Source organism: Trinickia caryophylli, from assembly GCF_034424545.1.
GTDB classification, from domain to species: domain Bacteria; phylum Pseudomonadota; class Gammaproteobacteria; order Burkholderiales; family Burkholderiaceae; genus Trinickia; species Trinickia caryophylli.
In genome coordinates, this window is the sequence record NZ_CP139971.1 from 1319582 (window position 1) to 1337429 (window position 17848).

The 17848-nt window shown below is 61.2% G+C and carries 13 protein-coding genes; 6 read left to right on the forward strand and 7 right to left on the reverse strand.

All coding sequences use genetic code 11. The features are described from left to right. Positions 1–61: 61 nt before the first annotated feature. The 7 genes from U0034_RS25125 to tssB form a co-directional block, all read right to left on the reverse strand. Positions 62–2302 carry a DUF2235 domain-containing protein gene (locus tag U0034_RS25125; protein ID WP_085230862.1) on the reverse strand — a complete coding sequence of 747 codons (2241 nt, stop codon included), beginning with the start codon at positions 2300–2302 and terminating at the stop codon, positions 62–64. Then, a complete protein-coding gene (locus tag U0034_RS25130) occupies positions 2295–3092 on the reverse strand; it encodes a DUF3304 domain-containing protein (RefSeq protein WP_085230863.1) in 798 nt (265 codons plus the stop codon). Before U0034_RS25130 ends, U0034_RS25125 begins: the two co-directional genes overlap by 8 nt. Then, the gene (locus U0034_RS25135; RefSeq protein ID WP_085230864.1) at positions 3089–3886 is read right to left on the reverse strand and encodes a DUF3304 domain-containing protein; all 798 of its coding nucleotides are present in this window, start codon (positions 3884–3886) and stop codon (positions 3089–3091) included. The genes U0034_RS25130 and U0034_RS25135 overlap by 4 nt, the downstream gene beginning before the upstream one ends. Before the next feature lie 4 nt (positions 3887–3890). Continuing rightward, positions 3891–4868: a DUF4123 domain-containing protein gene (locus U0034_RS25140; RefSeq protein WP_085230865.1), complete on the reverse strand. Its 978-nt coding sequence runs from the start codon at positions 4866–4868 to the stop codon at positions 3891–3893. Beyond that, positions 4868–7219 carry a type VI secretion system Vgr family protein gene (locus U0034_RS25145; protein WP_102622855.1) on the reverse strand — a complete coding sequence of 784 codons (2352 nt, stop codon included), beginning with the start codon at positions 7217–7219 and terminating at the stop codon, positions 4868–4870. The genes U0034_RS25140 and U0034_RS25145 overlap by 1 nt, the downstream gene beginning before the upstream one ends. An 87-nt stretch (positions 7220–7306) precedes the next feature. Further along, positions 7307–8866 (reverse strand): type VI secretion system contractile sheath large subunit, encoded by a 1560-nt coding sequence (tssC, locus tag U0034_RS25150; RefSeq protein ID WP_085229426.1) that lies wholly within the window; start codon positions 8864–8866, stop codon positions 7307–7309. A 121-nt stretch (positions 8867–8987) separates the two neighbouring features. Then, positions 8988–9500 carry a type VI secretion system contractile sheath small subunit gene (tssB, locus tag U0034_RS25155; RefSeq protein WP_085229278.1) on the reverse strand — a complete coding sequence of 171 codons (513 nt, stop codon included), beginning with the start codon at positions 9498–9500 and terminating at the stop codon, positions 8988–8990. A 573-nt stretch (positions 9501–10073) separates the two neighbouring features. Between tssB and tssK the strand changes: the two genes are divergently transcribed. From tssK to tssE, 6 genes are all read left to right on the forward strand, one after another. Then, positions 10074–11426, forward strand: a complete 1353-nt coding sequence (gene tssK / locus U0034_RS25160; RefSeq protein WP_085229279.1) for a type VI secretion system baseplate subunit TssK — start codon at positions 10074–10076, stop codon at positions 11424–11426. Further along, the gene (locus U0034_RS25165) at positions 11423–12148 is read left to right on the forward strand and encodes a DotU family type IV/VI secretion system protein (protein ID WP_085229280.1); all 726 of its coding nucleotides are present in this window, start codon (positions 11423–11425) and stop codon (positions 12146–12148) included. The genes tssK and U0034_RS25165 overlap by 4 nt, the downstream gene beginning before the upstream one ends. After that, a complete protein-coding gene (locus tag U0034_RS25170; RefSeq protein WP_085229281.1) occupies positions 12145–13929 on the forward strand; it encodes an OmpA family protein in 1785 nt (594 codons plus the stop codon). Before U0034_RS25165 ends, U0034_RS25170 begins: the two co-directional genes overlap by 4 nt. 92 nt (positions 13930–14021) lie before the next feature. Next, positions 14022–14507: an Hcp family type VI secretion system effector gene (locus U0034_RS25175; protein ID WP_085229282.1), complete on the forward strand. Its 486-nt coding sequence runs from the start codon at positions 14022–14024 to the stop codon at positions 14505–14507. 131 nt (positions 14508–14638) lie between these two features. Continuing rightward, positions 14639–17383: a type VI secretion system ATPase TssH gene (tssH, locus tag U0034_RS25180; RefSeq protein WP_085229283.1), complete on the forward strand. Its 2745-nt coding sequence runs from the start codon at positions 14639–14641 to the stop codon at positions 17381–17383. A 13-nt stretch (positions 17384–17396) separates the two neighbouring features. Next, entirely contained in the window at positions 17397–17822 is a 426-nt protein-coding gene (gene tssE / locus U0034_RS25185; protein WP_085229284.1) for a type VI secretion system baseplate subunit TssE, read from the forward strand. The last annotated feature ends 26 nt before the right edge of the window (positions 17823–17848 follow it).

Genomic DNA, 17848 nt, shown 5'->3' on the forward strand with positions numbered 1-17848 from the left:
TGCTCCCACGTTGAATTGTCACCGCCGGCGCGCCTTCGGTGCGTAGTTACGTAACATGCGCTCAAAGACGACTCGGTATCCGGGGAACTGACGTCATGGCATCGCTTACCTGCTTCGCTCGTTCAGCCGCCTTTTCTTCGCGTTTGCTCCGCTTTTCCTCCTTGACGTAGTCGCTTACGCCGAAGGTATCGGTTGCGCGCGTCTGGAAGTAGAGACTCGACGACAGCAAATGGTCATGCCAGCTCGTCAGCATCGTGTCGTGAACTAGCAGATCGAACAGCGCCATAACCTTGGGCGGAAGCGGATTGGACCCGTTAAGGCCCATCTTCCACGCCTGGGCGAGCGCCTCCTGATCCGGCGACATCATCATGGCCTGGATAATTCCGACACTGAAGTCCGGGTCTGCGTCCCAGGGCAGGTCACCACTCTGAGCCATGTCCTGCATCTTGTTGGCCTGCTTCCGCAAACCAGCCTGTTGGGATTCGCGAGTCAGCATGTCCTGAGCTTCCCTCTGGATACGCTCCCATACCCCTTCGGCAGGACGACGCTTTTCGATGCCTGCGTCGCGACCGGAAATCATTTCCGGCAACATCGAGTCTCGCCAGCGCACCTCCGCCTTGGCCAAAGTTGCACTGTCCGGCGGTGGGTTTTGATTTCTGAGCGCGATATATGCGGCCTCGGCGTCCTTGCTTTCCTTTAACAGTGCGCGATGTCGCGCATCCAGCGTATCGAAGCGGCTCGTCACGGTTGAACGGAACGCGGGAGATTGATATCGCACCGCCATCCAGCGCAGGAACACCTGCATGTGTTCGAGGAAATTTAGCCGCGCAACGTAGGGGACAATCTCTCGATACGCTTCGATCAACTCTCCAATCTTGTACGTCGTTTTGCCGTCGGAAATGGGGTGAGCAAGCGTAAACCGTTCATAGGTCTTCGACTTCCACTTGCGCATATCTTCCATTGTGTCTAGCACAATGCCATGCGTGATTGCCTCATGCAGCATGTCGCGCAGGACGACGCGCTGCAATTCGGCGCGGGCGCCCAGCGTACCCGGTGGCGCTCCGCCGGTGATGTCTTCGCTGGTTCCCGGATAGAGGTACTGAAGGCCACGAGTTTTCTCGAGACTGTCGAGTCGCTGGTAGAAACGCAATTCGTGAGCGGCCGCGAAATGCACGCACCGCGCGACAGACTCAGGCACGGCGAGCTTCTGGCCACCATAGTTTTGCTTGATCATGTTGAGAACCGGCACCATGCCCAGCACCTTGTTCTCTTCCATCAGCGACGACACGGCATCGAGCAACCCGAGAAACTTGATCTCGATCGGTACGGCCGTGTGGTTCGGGTCCTTCGGATCGACATACGCGAGTTTCGCCTCGCTCGGATGTTTGTACTTTTCCGTCAGTTCGTTTGCCAGTGCCCGCGCAAGCACACCACCGCGGTCGGCCCCGAAGATGGAGACCTGAATCCGCTGAATCTTCGGCATCTTCAGCTTCGTGTCTTCGATGGCCTTTTCGAACTGATTCTTCGCAGCCGCGACGCGATCCTCCACACCCGTTCCAAATAGGCGGGCGACCGCACGGTTATCGCGACACCACGGAATCGAATCCAGCGCGACGCCAATGAACACCTCCTTCGCTGTGTCCCACCCAGCCTTCATTGGGTTTTTCTTAGCGTCGTAAAGAATCGCGCGCGCCGCGGCCCGCGCCCGTCGCACCCAGCGATCATCGCGCTCCAACCTCAAGACGCGCCCCACGTTCTTCGGCGCGGACGTAACTTTGCCGACCAGATCGTTGAAGGATTTGACGATTGGGCGATACGAGAAGTCCTCGAGCCCCTTCTTCACGCCAACACTGATGGCGCTTTGCGGTTTGATTGCCAGACGGTCGACGCCTGCAACTTTCTTTCCAATACCGACCGCCTTCTTCTCGGCCGACTTGCCGATTTCCTTGCCGGTCTTCAAGACCGCCGATGTTACCAATCCTTCCCGAGCTTCTTCATTCATGTCAGTGCCGAGCCCAGAATAATAGAAGCGATACCAAAACTGATTTGGCGTCTTTGGCCGCCGGAGATCCGTGTTTTCGCGATGCGCTTCCCACAGACGACAGATATTCGAATATCGCGACGTCGTAGGGTCATCGAAATCGCGATGACGACCAAATCCATCGAAAAAGAATCCAATATGGATCACGGCGCCGCACGGAATACAATCGGTGCTTGGATATGCGCTCCTGTTTTCGCCGATTGCAGCAATAACTTCATGCGGCGTCCGGTCAGCGGGATCGATTTGAGTCGTATCAGCCATGCTCGGCTCCTGTCAGCATATGCTCAAAATGGTTGCTCTTGATTTCCTGGATTACGGTATCAGGCAGCTTCTGCATCGCTACACCGAATGCACCGGGCTTCCCTTTCGTTTCCTGGAGGATGCGTTGCACGGCCGGATGCTCGTCGAACTTCGGGCTGACGAGCAGCGTGTAGTACACGTACTGCTCCAAATCCGCTGTGTCCGTTAGCTTGTATTTCAGCCAGCCCTGCGATGCGACGCGCGCGGTTCTTCGGAACGCTGTAGCCTCGTCCAGGTCATCGGAATTGACCATCTTCCCGTATTTGGTTTCGAACCAGTAAGCGACGTCTGCATAGACGATCCGGCTGCCGCTCAAATCGTTCCGAAATTCAAATTCAACGTGATAGTCGGGATAGAAATGCACGGCCAACACCACATCCCCGGCACCACCAGATATCTTGGTCTTGGGGAAGTGGACCTGCGTAACCTTGTGGATAGTCTGGATCGGTTTTTGCGAGTCAATCGCCTTGATCGCTTCGTCTGCGTCATACACTTCCCAATCCACAGTGAAATCTGTCCCTTTCAGTTTGTAGCAGCAACTCAGACTACCGGCGCCAGCACCTGGCATGAGATCACCACCACCACTGGCTCTGTTTCCATATTTATCGCGAATAGTAAATCTATCGAGATTGAACGGGGTGTAATTCATTCCCTCGACGCTAATACCGCTATAGGTCGGTTCCGAAGAAAACGCGTCACACCCTGCCAAGGCCACTGACGCAAACAACAGAAGAAGTAGCTGCTTTATCATCGTGTTGCTCCTGTCAGCATATGCTCAAAATGGTTGTTCTTGATTTCCTGGACCACGGCATCCGGTAGCTTCTGCATCGCTGCACCGAATGCGCCCGGCTTTCCCTTCGAATCCTGGAGAATGCGTTGCACCGCCGGATGCTCATCGAACTTCGGATTGACGAGCAGCATGTAGTACACGTACTGCTCCAGATCTGCCGTGTCCGTCAGCCGGTATTTCAGCCAGCCTTGCGATGCGACGCGCGCGGTCTTACGGAACACGGTGAATTCGTTAAGATTGCCCGGATTCGCCGCCTTTCCATATTTGGTTTGAAGCCAGTAATCGACCGCTGAATAGTCGATCCTGCTACCGCTCAGGTCGTTTCTAAAATCGAACTCAACGTGATAGTCGGGATAAAAATGCACGACCAACGCCACATCGCCCGCGCCACCGGATATCTTCGTCTTGGGAAAATGTATCTGCGTTGTTTTGTGAATTTTCTTAATAGGCGCGTAAATATTCTTGACAGCTTCATCTGCATCGTATATTTCCCAGTCGACCGTGAAGTCCGTTCCCTTCAACTTGTAGCAGCAACTGAGTCGCCCCTCACCGGCACCGGGCATGAGATCCCCTCCGCCGCTAGCTCTGTTGCCATATTTGTCGCGAATCACGAAGCGGGTAAGATTAAACGGGGTGTAATTCATCCCTTCCACGCTAATTCCACGATAGACCGGTTCCGACGAAAAAGCGTCGCAGCCCGCCAGTACCAGTGCGGCGAACACGGGGAGGACTATCCGTTTGTTGACGAATATCATGTGGTTAGCTCGCTTGTGAATCGGGCAGTTCGTGCATGCGGGAAGCCTGGCGCAGTACCTCACGATCGATCTGGGTCAAGGCTTCGCGGTAAGTCATCTGGCCTTGCATCGCGCGAGTTAGCCGCTCCTGGATGAGCGGGTGTTCGTCAAACCACGGTGAAATTACGAGCCCCTTGGAAACATAATTCAAGAGATCATCATCGTCGGCGATGCGGTATCGTGCGGCACGCCCAAGCTGTTCCGACACGTGGTGAAACAATGCAGTGTCCGATACGTTATCGATGACCGCGCCGTACATTTCTCGCAACTGCATCGCAAACTTATCGGGCAGGCCCAGCCAGAGCAGCGTCTTGTGTTGGTCAACCGACAGGACCTGTTCGTCAATGGTCGCAAGATCCGTGGCAGCAGCATCGTTGCGCCAGATAACCTCGTTCAGATCCCGATCGCGATACCAAAGCTCTTCGCAAGGCGAAAGGAAGGCATGCGCCTCTTCTTCGGTCCAAACCGCAAGCAAGCGCTCCAAAATACGGTTGTCATAGAAGTGCAGAAAGAACGCGCGCTTGTCTGGGGTCGCGTATCGGCAGTAATGTCGGAAATGCAGATTCAAAGACTTGAGCGACAACGGGGACCAGATCCACGTCAGCATGTGCAGATCGCGGCCCTCTTTCCAGAGACGCCGGACCAGTCGGCTCTGCAGGTCGCGTGGATCACCGAATGCAATCCGATCGATCTGAATCAGATACGGCGCGATGTCTGTATAGGACTCGAGAAGAGATTCCTGCCAGAGGGATGCCCAGGCAAGACCCGGCACTAGGGGCAAAAGCTTGTCAAGGCCAGGATTGGCCCGGGAATCAACAAGAAGGTAAAGCTGTGTGCGCCGTTCATCATTTTGCACAACGTCGAATTGCGCCAGCAGGCTCTCGCGCCACTTTTCCCAGGAGAATTCGTTGTCCTGGCTCGAAGCGATGACCGGATCGGGCATTATGCGACCTCCGTCATCGCTTCGACGCCGCGATGGGCGTCCAGCAGGCATTCCTTGCATGGTCCAATCGGCATTGCCGATAACGGGACAGACAGATTGCCAGGCCCGGTCCAATGAAAATTGCCGCACTTGAGTGTGATATCGCCAGGACACCCTAGTTCGATGTTGCCACCGTCGATCTTGATGTAGGCCCCCCCACTTGTCAGTGTCACTGCGCCGCGGGACGCAGCCACGATCGCCCCATCGACGCTAGTCAGATGCAGATCTTTCGACGCCGACAGCGCCATTGCGCCGGTACGAGCCTGCATGATCACGTCCTGCTTTGCGGCAACCAGTCTCATACCTTGCGCCTGCGCAAAAAGCGCAATTTGGCGAGCTGCCGCCACCGTGAAATTGTGCATGACACCTACGTCGAAGTTGCCCCCAGCCGTCGCGATGAGGTTCTGATCGGCGTTGACCTGCAGATGCTCACCCGACGTTAGTCCGATGCCGGCTGGAGCGCTCATGAGAATGGCTGCCCGTTTCAGGCCATCGAGTGCTTCCGCGTAAAGGGCCTTCTGCTTTCTCAGTTCGGCTACCGTGGATTCAGCAGCCTGAATGGCCCCGGTCAGTGACTCCATTCGGTCGATTGCCCGCTGCAGTTGCTCCTTGGCACCCGTCATATCGAGCTGGTGCCCCGATGCCCCGTTCTGAGTCTCCGTGGTCAATAACATGCCTTGCGGCCCACGTGCGGCCAGATGTCCGTCGGTCCGCAACTCCGCCCCCCGCCCCCGCTCCTTGCGATCCCCATCGACCATATGCCCCAGATTGAGCTCACTGGTCTGATGCGGCGTGGTCAGGTGAATGTGCTCGATCCCTTCCTTATCCTCCATCCGCAATTCGTTCTGCGCCGCAGTGCGAACGATGTTCCGGGTGTGATTCAGGTTGTTGACGAGATCGGGATGCAGGCTGTCGTGCATCGCCCCGATGATTACGGGCCTGTCCGGATGACCATCGGTAAAGACAACCGCCACCTCCGCCCCGTCGATCAGCGGGAAGTGATGACCGTAGTTGTCGCCGCTATACGGCTTCGCGAACCGCACCGGCCGGCTCGTACCGCCCGGGCTCCATTCGTCCAGATCGAACGGCAGCTTGATCACATACCAGCCCTGCTCGGTCAGGTACGCGTACTTGTAGTTTCCCGGCGACGTGATCCGCGCCGGCAGGATGCCGTCAATGGTCGGCCGCCTGATCACAGCGATGGGCGTGCGCCAGACCCGATCCGATGGAATCCCCTCGAAGGTCAGCCAGAATGAGTCACCACGCCCGCCACTCGATTCGACGGACGTGATAAAAATCCCGTGCTTGGCGTCGGCCGGATTCGGATCGACGCGCATGACCTCGCCCGCCTCGAGCCAGAACGGATTGCCGGTACCCTTGAAGGTGATTTGATTTGCCAGATACGCCTCGTGACGCCGACGAGCGACGCCTTTGCCCTCTTCCGGCGTCTCGTAGTGCTCGCCCCAGCGGTAGTCGATGCCGCTCGTCGTCTTGTCGTCGCGCGCCGCGTTTTCCTCTACCAATAGCGGTACACCTGCCTGACGGTGGTTATAGTCGTGCAACCGCACGGCCTCGGGCACGCGCCGGGTCCGCTTGTCGAGCGTCTTGATCGCGTCCATGCCGGAGCTTTCCAACCCCGAGTCGCGCCGATATGGCACGGTGCGCTGCTTGCGCGCGTACGCGTCGAGATCGTCGCCGAACACCACCACCGACCGATCCTTCTTCTGCTCCCAACGGAACCAGATGCCCTCTTGCGCACAGAGGCGCTGGATAAACGCAAACGTTGTCTCGCAATACTGGGTGGTGTACTCGTGCCGCTTGTACTTGTGGCGCAACTGAAACACGAAGTCCACGCCGGCCCGGTAGCCGTAATGGCGCAGCGTATCGGTGATGATCTCTTCGACCGACTGCTTCTGGAACAGCCGGCTCGTGACGCCTCGGTTCAGGTCGGCGAGCGCCGGCTCCAAGCGGACCCGATAGTGCGTCTGATCGGCGGACGTCGAGAACTCATCGAACTCCGTAATGACGCCGTGAACCGTATAGGCGGCCGGCATCTTGCTAAACTGCTCCGCGTTCTCTCCGAACATCGTGCGCAGATAGTTCATGTTCGGGTCGATCGGGGCAACGATGAACTTCGCGGGACGACCCACCACCTGGTCCATCGCGATGCCGGCCACGGGGCTCGTAAACTCGATGTCGTATCGGTAAAGCTCGCTCAGCGCATCCCTGCCCGTGAACTTCAGGACCGAGGTGGGCGCCGGATGCGGCGCCAGCTTCAACTCATAAGCCTGTGTAGGCAGGATCGACGACATGCGAAAACTCCGGGGTGCGGGCGGAAGATATGAACCGCACCGCCGGAGCAGCGAGGGCTCCGGCGGTGAACACAAGGTGCGTGTGGATCAGCTCTTGGCCTTGGGCATCTGCGAAACCAGCGACAGCCCGATATCCATACCCTCCACCTGGAAGTGCGGAATGATGAAGAGCTTGATGCGGAAAAAGCCCGGGTTGTCCTCGATATCCTCGACTGTCACCTTCGCTTCTCGCAGCGGGTGCGACGCCTGCAGCTCGTCACCCGGGTCCTTCATCTCGGTCACGAGCCCCTTGATCCAGCTGTTCAACTCCAGCTCGAGCAGACGGCGGTCCTTGGTCGTGCCGATGTTCTCGCGCTGGATCAGCTTCAGGTAGTGCGCGATGCGCGAGAGCAGGAAGATGTACGGCAAGCGCGCGTTGATGCGGCTGTTGGCCGTCGCCTCCTTCGTCTCGTACAGCGCGGGCTTCTGCGTCGAGCTGGCCGAGAAGAAGCACGCAAAGTCGTGATTCTTGTAGAACGACAGCGGAATGAAGCCCAGATTGGCGAACTCGAATTCGCGCGTCTCGGGAATCAGCACTTCCGTCGGGATCTTCGGCTGCACACCGGTGCCAAGGTCGTACAGGTGAACCGGCAGATCCTCCACCTTGCCGCCTGCCTGCGGGCCGCGAATCTGCACGCACCAGCCGTTGTTCACGAAGCTGCGCACCATGTTGGCCGCGAACGCGAACGACGCATTGACCCACAGATACTTGTCGTGATCGGGGCCCTTCACGGCCTCTTCGTAATTGAAGGCGCGCACCGGCGTCGTATCCTTGCCGTATGGCAGGCGCCCGAGCACCCGCGGCATCGTCAGGCCGACATAGCGCGCATCGTCCGTCTCACGGAAGCTCTTCCACTTGATGTACTCGGCACGGTCGAAGTAGTTGCCGATATCCTGGATAGCCGCCACTTCTTCCATCGATTTCTTGCCGAAGAACGCGGCGCCCACCGAACCGATGAACGGCATGTGGGCCGCCGCCGCAACCTTCGAGATGTTGCGCAGCAGCGCCACATCCATCGGCGAATTCGCGAACTCGAAGTCGCTGACCATCGCGCTAATGGGCTGCCCGCCGGGCGTGTCGTACTCTTCGACGTAGGTCAGGCGATAAAGACCGCTCTGGATGAGTTCCGGCGTGTCCTCGAAATCGCGCTGCAACGCATCCTTCGAAACGTCGAGCACCTCGATTCTGGCGTTCTTGCGGAAGTCCGTGCGCGACACGAGCATCTTCAGCCCGCGCCAACGGCCCTCGAGCGCCTGGAATTCGGGCGTATGCATCACCGCGTCGAGCTGGCGGCTGATTTGCCGGTCCAATTGCCCGATGTAGAAGTCCAGCAGCGACTTGTCGAGCCGGTCCACCGGCCGGCTCTCCTGCGCGATCAGGTTCAGCAGCGCGTCCATGCCGCGCGCCACCCGTTCATCGGCCGAAGCCTCGGATAACGTGTCGTTGTCTCTGAAGGCCTCAAGCGGCCGCGCTTCGGCAACCGCCTTCAGATTGATCTTGTCGCACAACGAAGCGTAAACGCTGTCGCTCTCGCCCATGGTCGGCTGCGCGGAAGTTTCGAGCACAGCGCTCTCGCTGGCGCTGCGCCGGGATTCGTTCTGTTTCATGTTTCTCTCGGTCTCGGTTCGTGTGGCTACCTGGTTGCGGAAAGCGGTCACGGCCATCTTGGGCCGTCCTCGCTTCGGAAGGAGCGGACGCTTCAATGCTCAGCTCCGGTTCCCGCCACCCTCAGGCATGTCCTTCCGGCTGCGTAGCCGCCGTTGCAATCTGCGCGAGCTCGCCCCGCAGCTTCTCCGAAAGCCGCTTGTCTTTCAGAATTTTTTCGAACTCCCGGCGGAAAGTGCCGTTGTCCAACAGGTTCGACTTGAGGTCGCGCAACAGATTGCGCATTGCCAACGCCGCTTGCAGCTCCGGGATCTGCCGGGCAACGTGCTCCGGCTCGAAGTCTTTCATCGAACGGAACGACAGGCTTACCGGCAGCTCGGAACCGTCACCCGCCAGCGTGTTCTCCGTCTCCAGCTTCAGATCCGGCGCGTAGTCGGCCAGCACCGCGTCGAAGTTGTTCTTGTCGATGTTCACCTTCTTGCGCTCGGCAAGCGGCGCCTGTTCGCGGCCCGCGCTGAAATCGCCCGCGACGAGCAGCTTGAGCGGCAACTCGACCTTCTTCTGGGCGCCGCCCGTATGCAAATCCAACGTAATCGAGACGCGACTCTTCGGAATTTCGCGCTGGAAGCTGTCCATTAGTGTTCCTTGTCAAATCAGGAGGAGGGTTCCCGCAGAACCCGCCCGTTTCGATGCCATTCCGCTTCCTGCGCGATTCCTGCGCGCTTCCCGCGCACAAAGCAATACAAGCGGAATGATCGGCGGCATCCGCTGGCGTGTCCTACATTCAATTGATCGACTACAGCGCGTATTAAACATGTTTACCCGATCATCGTCAAAGGCTATGAGATATCGCAATACACCAACAAATTGTCAACCAATGTTAAATGTCAAAATTATCGGACAATGTTACGCAGCATTGTGAATGTCGGATTGATCATCGCCGAGCGGTCGCCTCAAACCACCGCCCATAAAGGCTTTGGCGGATTTTCAAGACGCCAATTTACATCCAGTTACAAAACTTTTTTTGCCCCACTCTGTAAAACGCATTGCGCGCCTCGATCAAGGCGAGGCGCGCCACGCATGGAATTAGACCGTTGCCCGACCATCACCATCTCGAATGAGAACCGAAACGCGGGGGGGTATACGCTCCACTAATCGCGCAATTACAATCGCGGCTCCAATGACCGATAAAAAGACGCAGACCAACCTATGCGGATCGATAAACCGCTATGGCACGAGGGACTGATCCTCGCGCAGCAGCACTTTCAGCAGCAGGATCGATGGATGGGGTTCGCGATGCAGCAGCTCGCGACGTCCACGCTCGCTGCGCCGTGGGGGACGCTTGCCGTCGAGATCGACGAGGAGGCCCTCGCAACAGGGCGCCTGAAGCTGACGCGCTTGAAGCTGCGCTTTCCCGACGGCACGCCGTTCGACACGACGGTGGCCGACGCCTTGCCGCCCACGCGCAATCTGACGCAAGACCTGCCGGCCGATCGGCAAAGCGTCGTGGTCGTGGCCGCGCTGGCGCTATCCGATGCAAACGGCAACAACTGCCGTTTCGACGAAGCCGCGCTCGCGCGGCCGCGCCGTGCCTACCGCGAATTCGTCAAGGTCACGGACTTGAACGGGACGGGCGAAACCGAGATCGCCGCCGAGCGCTACGCGGTCCGGCTGCTGTTCGACTTCGAGCCGCATGCCGATGACACGGTCTGCGCGATCGCGCGCCTCACGCGCGGCACCAGCGGGCAGTTTCAGGTCGATCATCGGTTCGTACCGCCTTGCCTGACGCTCGGTGCACACTCGCTGCACGTCGATCGCATCGGCCGGCTCGCGGACATCCTGCAGGCCAAAAGCCTTGCTCTCGGCGCGCGCCGCAGCGAGCGCATCGAGCAGGTCGCGGAATACGGCGTGGCCGACGTGCAGCTCTTCTGGCTGCTTCACTGCATTCACGCGGCGTGGCCGCAACTTCGCCTCTACGCCGATCATCCGAGCCGCTCGCCCGAATGCTTGTATGAAACGCTCGCCCAACTTGCAAGCGCGCTGATGACGTTCTCGACCCAGTCGCAATTGACGGATCTTCCCGGCTACGATCATGCACGCGCCGACGAGGTATTCGCCAAGCTGGAATCGATGATTCGCGACCTGCTCGACGCGATCATCCCGTCTCGCGTCGTCTCGATCGGGCTCACGCGCAAAAGTGCGACGACGTGGGCCGGTCAATTCGCCGACGAACGCATCGTATCGGATACCGCCGACTGGTATCTATCGGTCAATGCGCCCGTGCCGGCGCTCGAACTCGTGGAGCAGTTCCCCCGGCTGTGCAAGATCGGCGCGCCGGACGATATCGAACACATCGTCAACTCGGCCCTGCTCGGCATCCCGCTCAAAGCGGTTGCGCGCGTGCCCGCCGCCATCCCCGTGCGTCTGGACAATCAGTACTTCGCGCTCGATTCGACGAGCGCGCCCCACGCAAGAATGCTTGCGGCGCGGGCCTGCCAGATCTATCTGCCGGCGTCGGTGCCTGACGCCTCGCTCGAACTCTACGCGGTGCTTCGCGCATGAACGCCCTGACCTCTCATCGGCATGAAACCGCCCTGCTCGAGGCGGGGGGCGCTCGCGCATCGAGCCCGGGCATGCGTGCGCTGCTGCGCGATACGGCATTGCTCGTCACCTCGCTCGCAACGGGCGGCGCACCCGGTGACGGACAAGCGCTGCGCAGTCGCTGCCGAGACCTGATCGAACAGTTCTCACAGGCGCTCGAGCAGCGCGGCTATCCCGACGACGTACGTCGCGAAGCGGTCATCGCACAGTGCGGGCTCCTCGATGAAACGGCGCTCCGGTCCTTGGATCCGGCGTTGCGGGCCGACTGGGAACGCAAGCCATTGCAAGTCGAACGATTCAACCTGCACGACGCGGGCGAGCGTGTGATCGAGCAGCTCGAAGCCAGAATGCGGGACGCCTCCTCTTCCGTGGATCTGCTCGAAGGCTATTCGGCGATTCTCGGCATGGGATTCGTCGGCCGATATGCGCGAGACGGAGAATCGAAACGCACTGCGCTGATCGCTTCACTGAACGCACAGCTCGAAACACGCCGTTCATCGGCCGCGCAGGCGTTCGTCGTCGATCGACCTGGGCGGCGCTTCTCCGATTGGCTCCATCGTCTCTCTCCATGGGCCATCGCGGGCCTCGCGTGCATCGCGGCGGGTGTGCTCTGGGTCGTGTGGGCCACGGCGCTCGACGCACAGGTTGCGCATTTGGCGCTGACCACGGGCGTCCGGCCGTGAAATCGGAGCTGACCGCCGTGCCGGCCACGCCTGTGACATCGCTCGACGACACCCACGCGAGCCTCGGCTATCCATTCAAGTCGATGCTCGCGTTCGCGGCCTTGCTGGCATTCGTGCTGATCTGGGCCGTGTTGCCGCTCGCGCGCACCGCGGCATGGATTCTTACGGCGGGCATCGCGCTCGTCGGCCTCGCGCTGGCAGGGTGGCACATGCGTCAACTGGCGCATGCTCGAAACAGCAATGCGAAGATATTTGCCGCACTGGGGCCGGCAACCGCGGATATTCCCGTCAACCTGCGCACGCGCATGCCGCTCGTCCTCGTAACGGGGGACGGCCTCGGCGCACTGTTCGATCGCGACGGCGAAACGCGGTACGCACATGTCGGCGAAGGCGCGATATGGCTGCGCGTCGATCGTCCCGAGGATCTGCCACGGCTGGCCCTGGCGATCGAGCAGTGGCGCGACGGCCGCGCGCCGGACGGCATCGTCCTGTCGGTCGCGCCCGCGTTGCACACGAGCGCGGACGCGCTCTCGCAGTCGCTGCGTATCGCACGGCAGGCGGCCGCCGATGCCTCGAGCAGACTCGGCGCGAAACTGCCGGCGTACGTGGCGGTATATCAACGGCTCACGGCGGGTCCGGCAGCGCTCTCGACGCCTCAGTGGTACGGCGTGTCGTCGGCTACCCGCATCGCGGACACCGGGCGCTTCGAATGGGCGATTCAGGCCGCCGAGAACGAAGTTCAACGCGCAACCGGCGAGCGCCTCGCAGCTGTCCGCGCAGCCGCACTGGCTTCGGTCGTCGGATGGACGCAACGCGTCGTTATCGGTGCGCTCACCGACCACCCGCAACCCGCCCCGGCGTGGCCGCTGTTCGGTGCCGCCTGGATCGACTGCGGCCCGGCGAGCGGCGCGAATAATCCGTGGCAGCGCGATGTCGAAATGCAAACGGAGGTCATGCGCGCGAATGCAGGCGCCTCCCCACTGCCCTGGCCGCTGCCGCAGCCGCTGATCGAGGCGATGCCTGTTCGCCGCTGGATCTCGCCGCGCATCGCCGCCCTCGCCCATGCCCTGATATTCGTCGCGTTGGCCAGCGCGACGGCCTTCTGGGGTGCGGCACGCAACAACCGAACGCTCGTGGATGGCATCGCCACCGATCTCATGCGCTATTTCGCGATTCCAGCGGCGCGGGACACCGCACGCCGCGACGCACTGAAGACGCTGATGGCCGACCGGGATCTTCTCGACCGCTATGCACGAACCGGTGTTCCCACGCGCCTGTCCTTCGGCATGTACCGCGGCGCGCAACTGATGCCCGTGCTCGACCATGCGATCGCATCGTATGCGCCGCCTCCCGCGCCCCCGGCCGTCGTGACGCTCGACAGCATGTCGCTTTTCGACAGCGGCAAAGCGAAACTCAAACCCGGCTCGACCCGCGCCATGGTGGAGGCGCTCGAAATGATCAAGGCACACCCCGAAAAGCGAATTCTCGTCGCGGGGCACACGGATAACGCCGGCACGCCCGAGAACAACCTGAAACTCTCCATCGCCCGCGCCGGTGCCATACGCGATTGGCTCATCGACGCATCGGGCATTCCGGCCACTCAGTTCGCGATTCAGGGATATGGCGACACACGGCCGATCGCCGGCAATGAGACCGCGGACGGACGGGCGAGAAACCGGCGCGTGGAGATCACGCTGATCCCCGACGAAGCGAACAATCGTTTGCCGGTCGAAACGGATTCGTCGCGCGAAAACGCCCCATCCGAGCGCATCGCGCATTAGATATCACGTTCAGCCCCGAAGCAGGCGCTTCGGGATCGTTACGCCCGGGGGTGGCTCCGGGCAATTGTCGCAGCACGAAAATGGAGTGAAACATGGCAATTCCGGCCTATATGTGGCTCAAGGACGATGGCGGCGCCGACATCAAAGGTTCGGTGACGGTCCAGGATCGCGAAGGTAGTGTCGAATTGGTCGCATTCGATCACGGCGTACACATTCCGACCGACGGCAACACCGGCAAATTGACCGGCACGCGCGTGCACCAGCCGATCACCTTGACGAAGGAAACGGACGCGTCCACGCCGTACCTTTACAAGGCCGTGACGAGCGGCCAGACGCTGAAATCGGTCGAGATCAAGTGGTACAAGATCGACGACGCCGGCAAGGAAAAAGAGTACTTCAACACCAAACTCGACAACGTCAAGGTTGTCGCCGTCCGCCCGAAGATGCTCGACATCAAGAATCCCGAATACGAGCGGCACAACCATCTCGAAGACGTCGAGCTGCGTTACGAGACGATCACATGGTCATACAAGGACGGCAACATCATCCACAAGGATACGTGGAACGAGCGTTCGTAAGCGACCCGCACGCGCGGTGAGATCGGCCTGCCGCCACTGACCGCTTCGCCAGCCCGCCAGCGGGCTGGTCCTTCTACTCCGGGCGCGCCGCATCGCCGATCGCCGGCTGCGCCCTTTCGTGATCGATCGCCATGACACCCCGAGACACGCCCGATCTGCTCCGCCAGCTCAACCCCTATTGCGCAAAGGCGCTCGAAGCGTCCGCGGGCCTGTGTCAGGCCCGGCTCGCGGACGAGATTACCGTCGAGCACTGGCTGATAAAGCTGATCGAGGCCGGCGACGGCGATATTCCTGCCATCCTCCGGCACTACGGGATCGATATCGATGCCGTGTGGGAGGCCCTGCTCGCCTCGATCGCGCAGGCGCCTCGCACACTGCGCGGCAAGCCCGCGCTCTCGCCGCAGCTCGCCACGGTGTTACGGGACGCATGGCTTCATGCCACCTCCGAAAGCGACGATGCACCGATCCGTTCCGGTAATTTGCTACAGGCAATCGTCGGCGCCCCCTACGTACTGCGCGCGCGCGACGCCTGGCCGCTGCTGTCGATCAGCGGTGCACAGATTCAGCGGCTCCTCCCGCGGCTCGGTCCGCGATCGTGCGAAAACGCACTTGATGAGGAGGCCAGCGAGCCCGATGCGCGTAAGAGCGGCGGCGCCCCCAATGCGGGCACCGGCGAAGCCCCAGGCGCGGCAGCGAGCAACGCGATCGGGCGCGACACGGCAACGGGCGAGCCGCCACGGCGCGAGCGCACGGCCGACGGCGATGCCCTCGCACGTTTTGCCATCGACCTGACCGGCAAGGCGCACGAAGGCCGCATCGATCCCGTGTTCGGCCGCGACAGGGAGATTCAGCAGGTCATCGACGTCCTCGCACGCCGGCGCAAGAACAACCCGATCCTCGTTGGCGAGCCCGGGGTCGGCAAGACCGCACTCGTGGAAGGCCTGGCCCTGCGCGTGGCGGAAGGCAGCGTACCGAACGCGATTCGCGACGTGCGCATCCTCACGCTTGATCTCGGCTTGCTGCAGGCGGGCGCTGGCGTGAAGGGGGAATTCGAGCAACGGCTCAAGAACGTCATTGACGAAGTGCAAGCCTCACCGGTGCCCATCCTGCTTTTTATCGACGAAGCGCACACGCTCATCGGCGCGGGCAACGCCGCCGGCGGCGCGGATGCCGCGAACCTGCTCAAGCCGGCGCTCGCGCGCGGCGAACTGCGCACGATCGCCGCCACGACATGGTCCGAGTACAAGGAGTTCTTCGAGCGCGATGCCGCACTCGAGCGGCGCTTTCAGATCATCAAGGTCGACGAGCCTGACGACGAGGCCGCCTGTCTGATGCTGCGCGGCCTCAAGACACGCTATGCGGCGTATCACCGGGTGCATATCCTCGACGAGGCGATCGTCGCCGCCGTGAAGCTTTCGCGCCGCTATATCCCCGCGCGGCAGCTCCCGGACAAGGCAGTGGATCTCATCGACACGGCCGCCGCGCGCGTGCGCATCGGACTCGAGTCTCCACCCGCCGAGCTGCAGCGGGCACGGGCAACCGTCAGTGCCCTGGAGCTCGAGCTCGCCACGCTTGCCGACGATGCGCAAGCAGGCATCGAGGGCACACCTGCGCGCCGCGACGCGCTCGACGCCGCGCTTGCCAACGCGCGAGCGGAGCGGGCGGCACTCGATGAGCGCTATGCGAGAGAGCTCGATCTGGTTCGAACGCTGCACGAACGACGCGAGGCACCACCGAACGAACGAGACGACGCATTGTTCGACCAGGCGCGAAAGGCACTCGCCAGCGCCCAGGGTAAGGCTCCGCTCGTGTTCGCCGACGTCGACGCACAGGCGATCGCCCGCGTGGTGGCCGAGTGGACCGGTGTGCCCGCCGGCAACCTCGTCGACGACGAGCTTCAGCGCTTGCTGACGCTGGAGGTTCAGCTCGCGCAGCGCGTGGTGGCGCAGGACGATGCATTGGGGGCGCTGGCGCAAGGCCTGCGCACCGCGAAGGCGGGGCTCCGGAGCGAGCATGCGCCGCTCGGCGTCTTTCTGCTCGCGGGACCGTCCGGCGTCGGCAAGACCGAGACGGCACTCGCACTGGCCGATATTCTGTTCGGCGGCAATGCGGCGCTTACCACGATCAATATGTCGGAGTACCAGGAGGCACACTCGGTATCGCAGTTGAAGGGCTCGCCCCCGGGCTACGTGGGATATGGGCGCGGCGGCATTCTGACCGAGGCGGTACGCCAGCGGCCTTATAGCGTGGTGCTGCTCGACGAAGTGGAAAAAGCCCACCGTGACGTGCTCGACATGTTCTATCAGGTATTCGACCGTGGCACGATGCGCGACGGGGAGGGCCGCGAGATCGATTTCCGCCATTGCGTCATCCTCATGACGGCGAACCTGGGTAGCGCACAGATCGACGACGCAACGGCCGCCCACCCGGAGGTTTCACACGCTGAACTGCTCGAAGCCATTCATCCGCAGCTGGTCGCCCATTTCCAGCCAGCACTGCTCGCCCGCTTTCAGACCCTCGTCTACCGGCCGCTCGACGTGCCTGCGCTCGGCGCCATCGTGCGCCTGAAACTGTCGAAAATTGCGGATCGCCTGCGACGTCAGCACGATATCGCGCTGACGTGCGAGGAGTCCTTGATCGAGGCCATGGCCGAGCTTTGCCTCGCGCGGGAATCGGGCGCTCGCAACGTCGATGCGTTTCTCGATCAGCGCATCCTGCCAACCGTGTCGCGAGAACTGTTGGCACGCATGGCAGCGGGTGCCGCGCCGGCGGAGATCGCGCTTTCGAGCACGGCGGAGGGCAGCCTCGTACTCGATTTCGTCGATCGCAACGAAGGGGACGCCGGCCGAATCGCCTCGGCGCCGGCCACAGCCTGAGGGGAGACGTACCGTGCAGGCAGGCCCCTCCCTTTACGACATGCTGCTAGGCCATATAGACGGCGAGCCGCTCGCCAACTACGACGACGGGACACTCGAATGCATGAGCATTCGGCGCAATGTCCAACGCATCCTCGACACGCGAGCCGGTTCGCTCAAGCATCTTCCCGATTACGGCCTGCCCGATTTGACGAACATCTATAAGGCCCTGCCCTCATCCGCCCACATATTGAAGCAGCAAATGGAAGCCACGCTGTTGAAATACGAACCGCGCATCCGGGCCATCGACGTCGAGATTCTCGAAAACGACAATCCGGGCGTGCTTGTCAGCTTCGAGATGACGTGTCATCTCAAGAAAGCCGGGCTCGTCCGGTTCGGCACATATTTCGAGCCACCCGGGCGCATGCGCATCCAACAGCGCATGGCGGCGCGGCGCTGACGCGCGCCGCCGAATTCGACCATGCC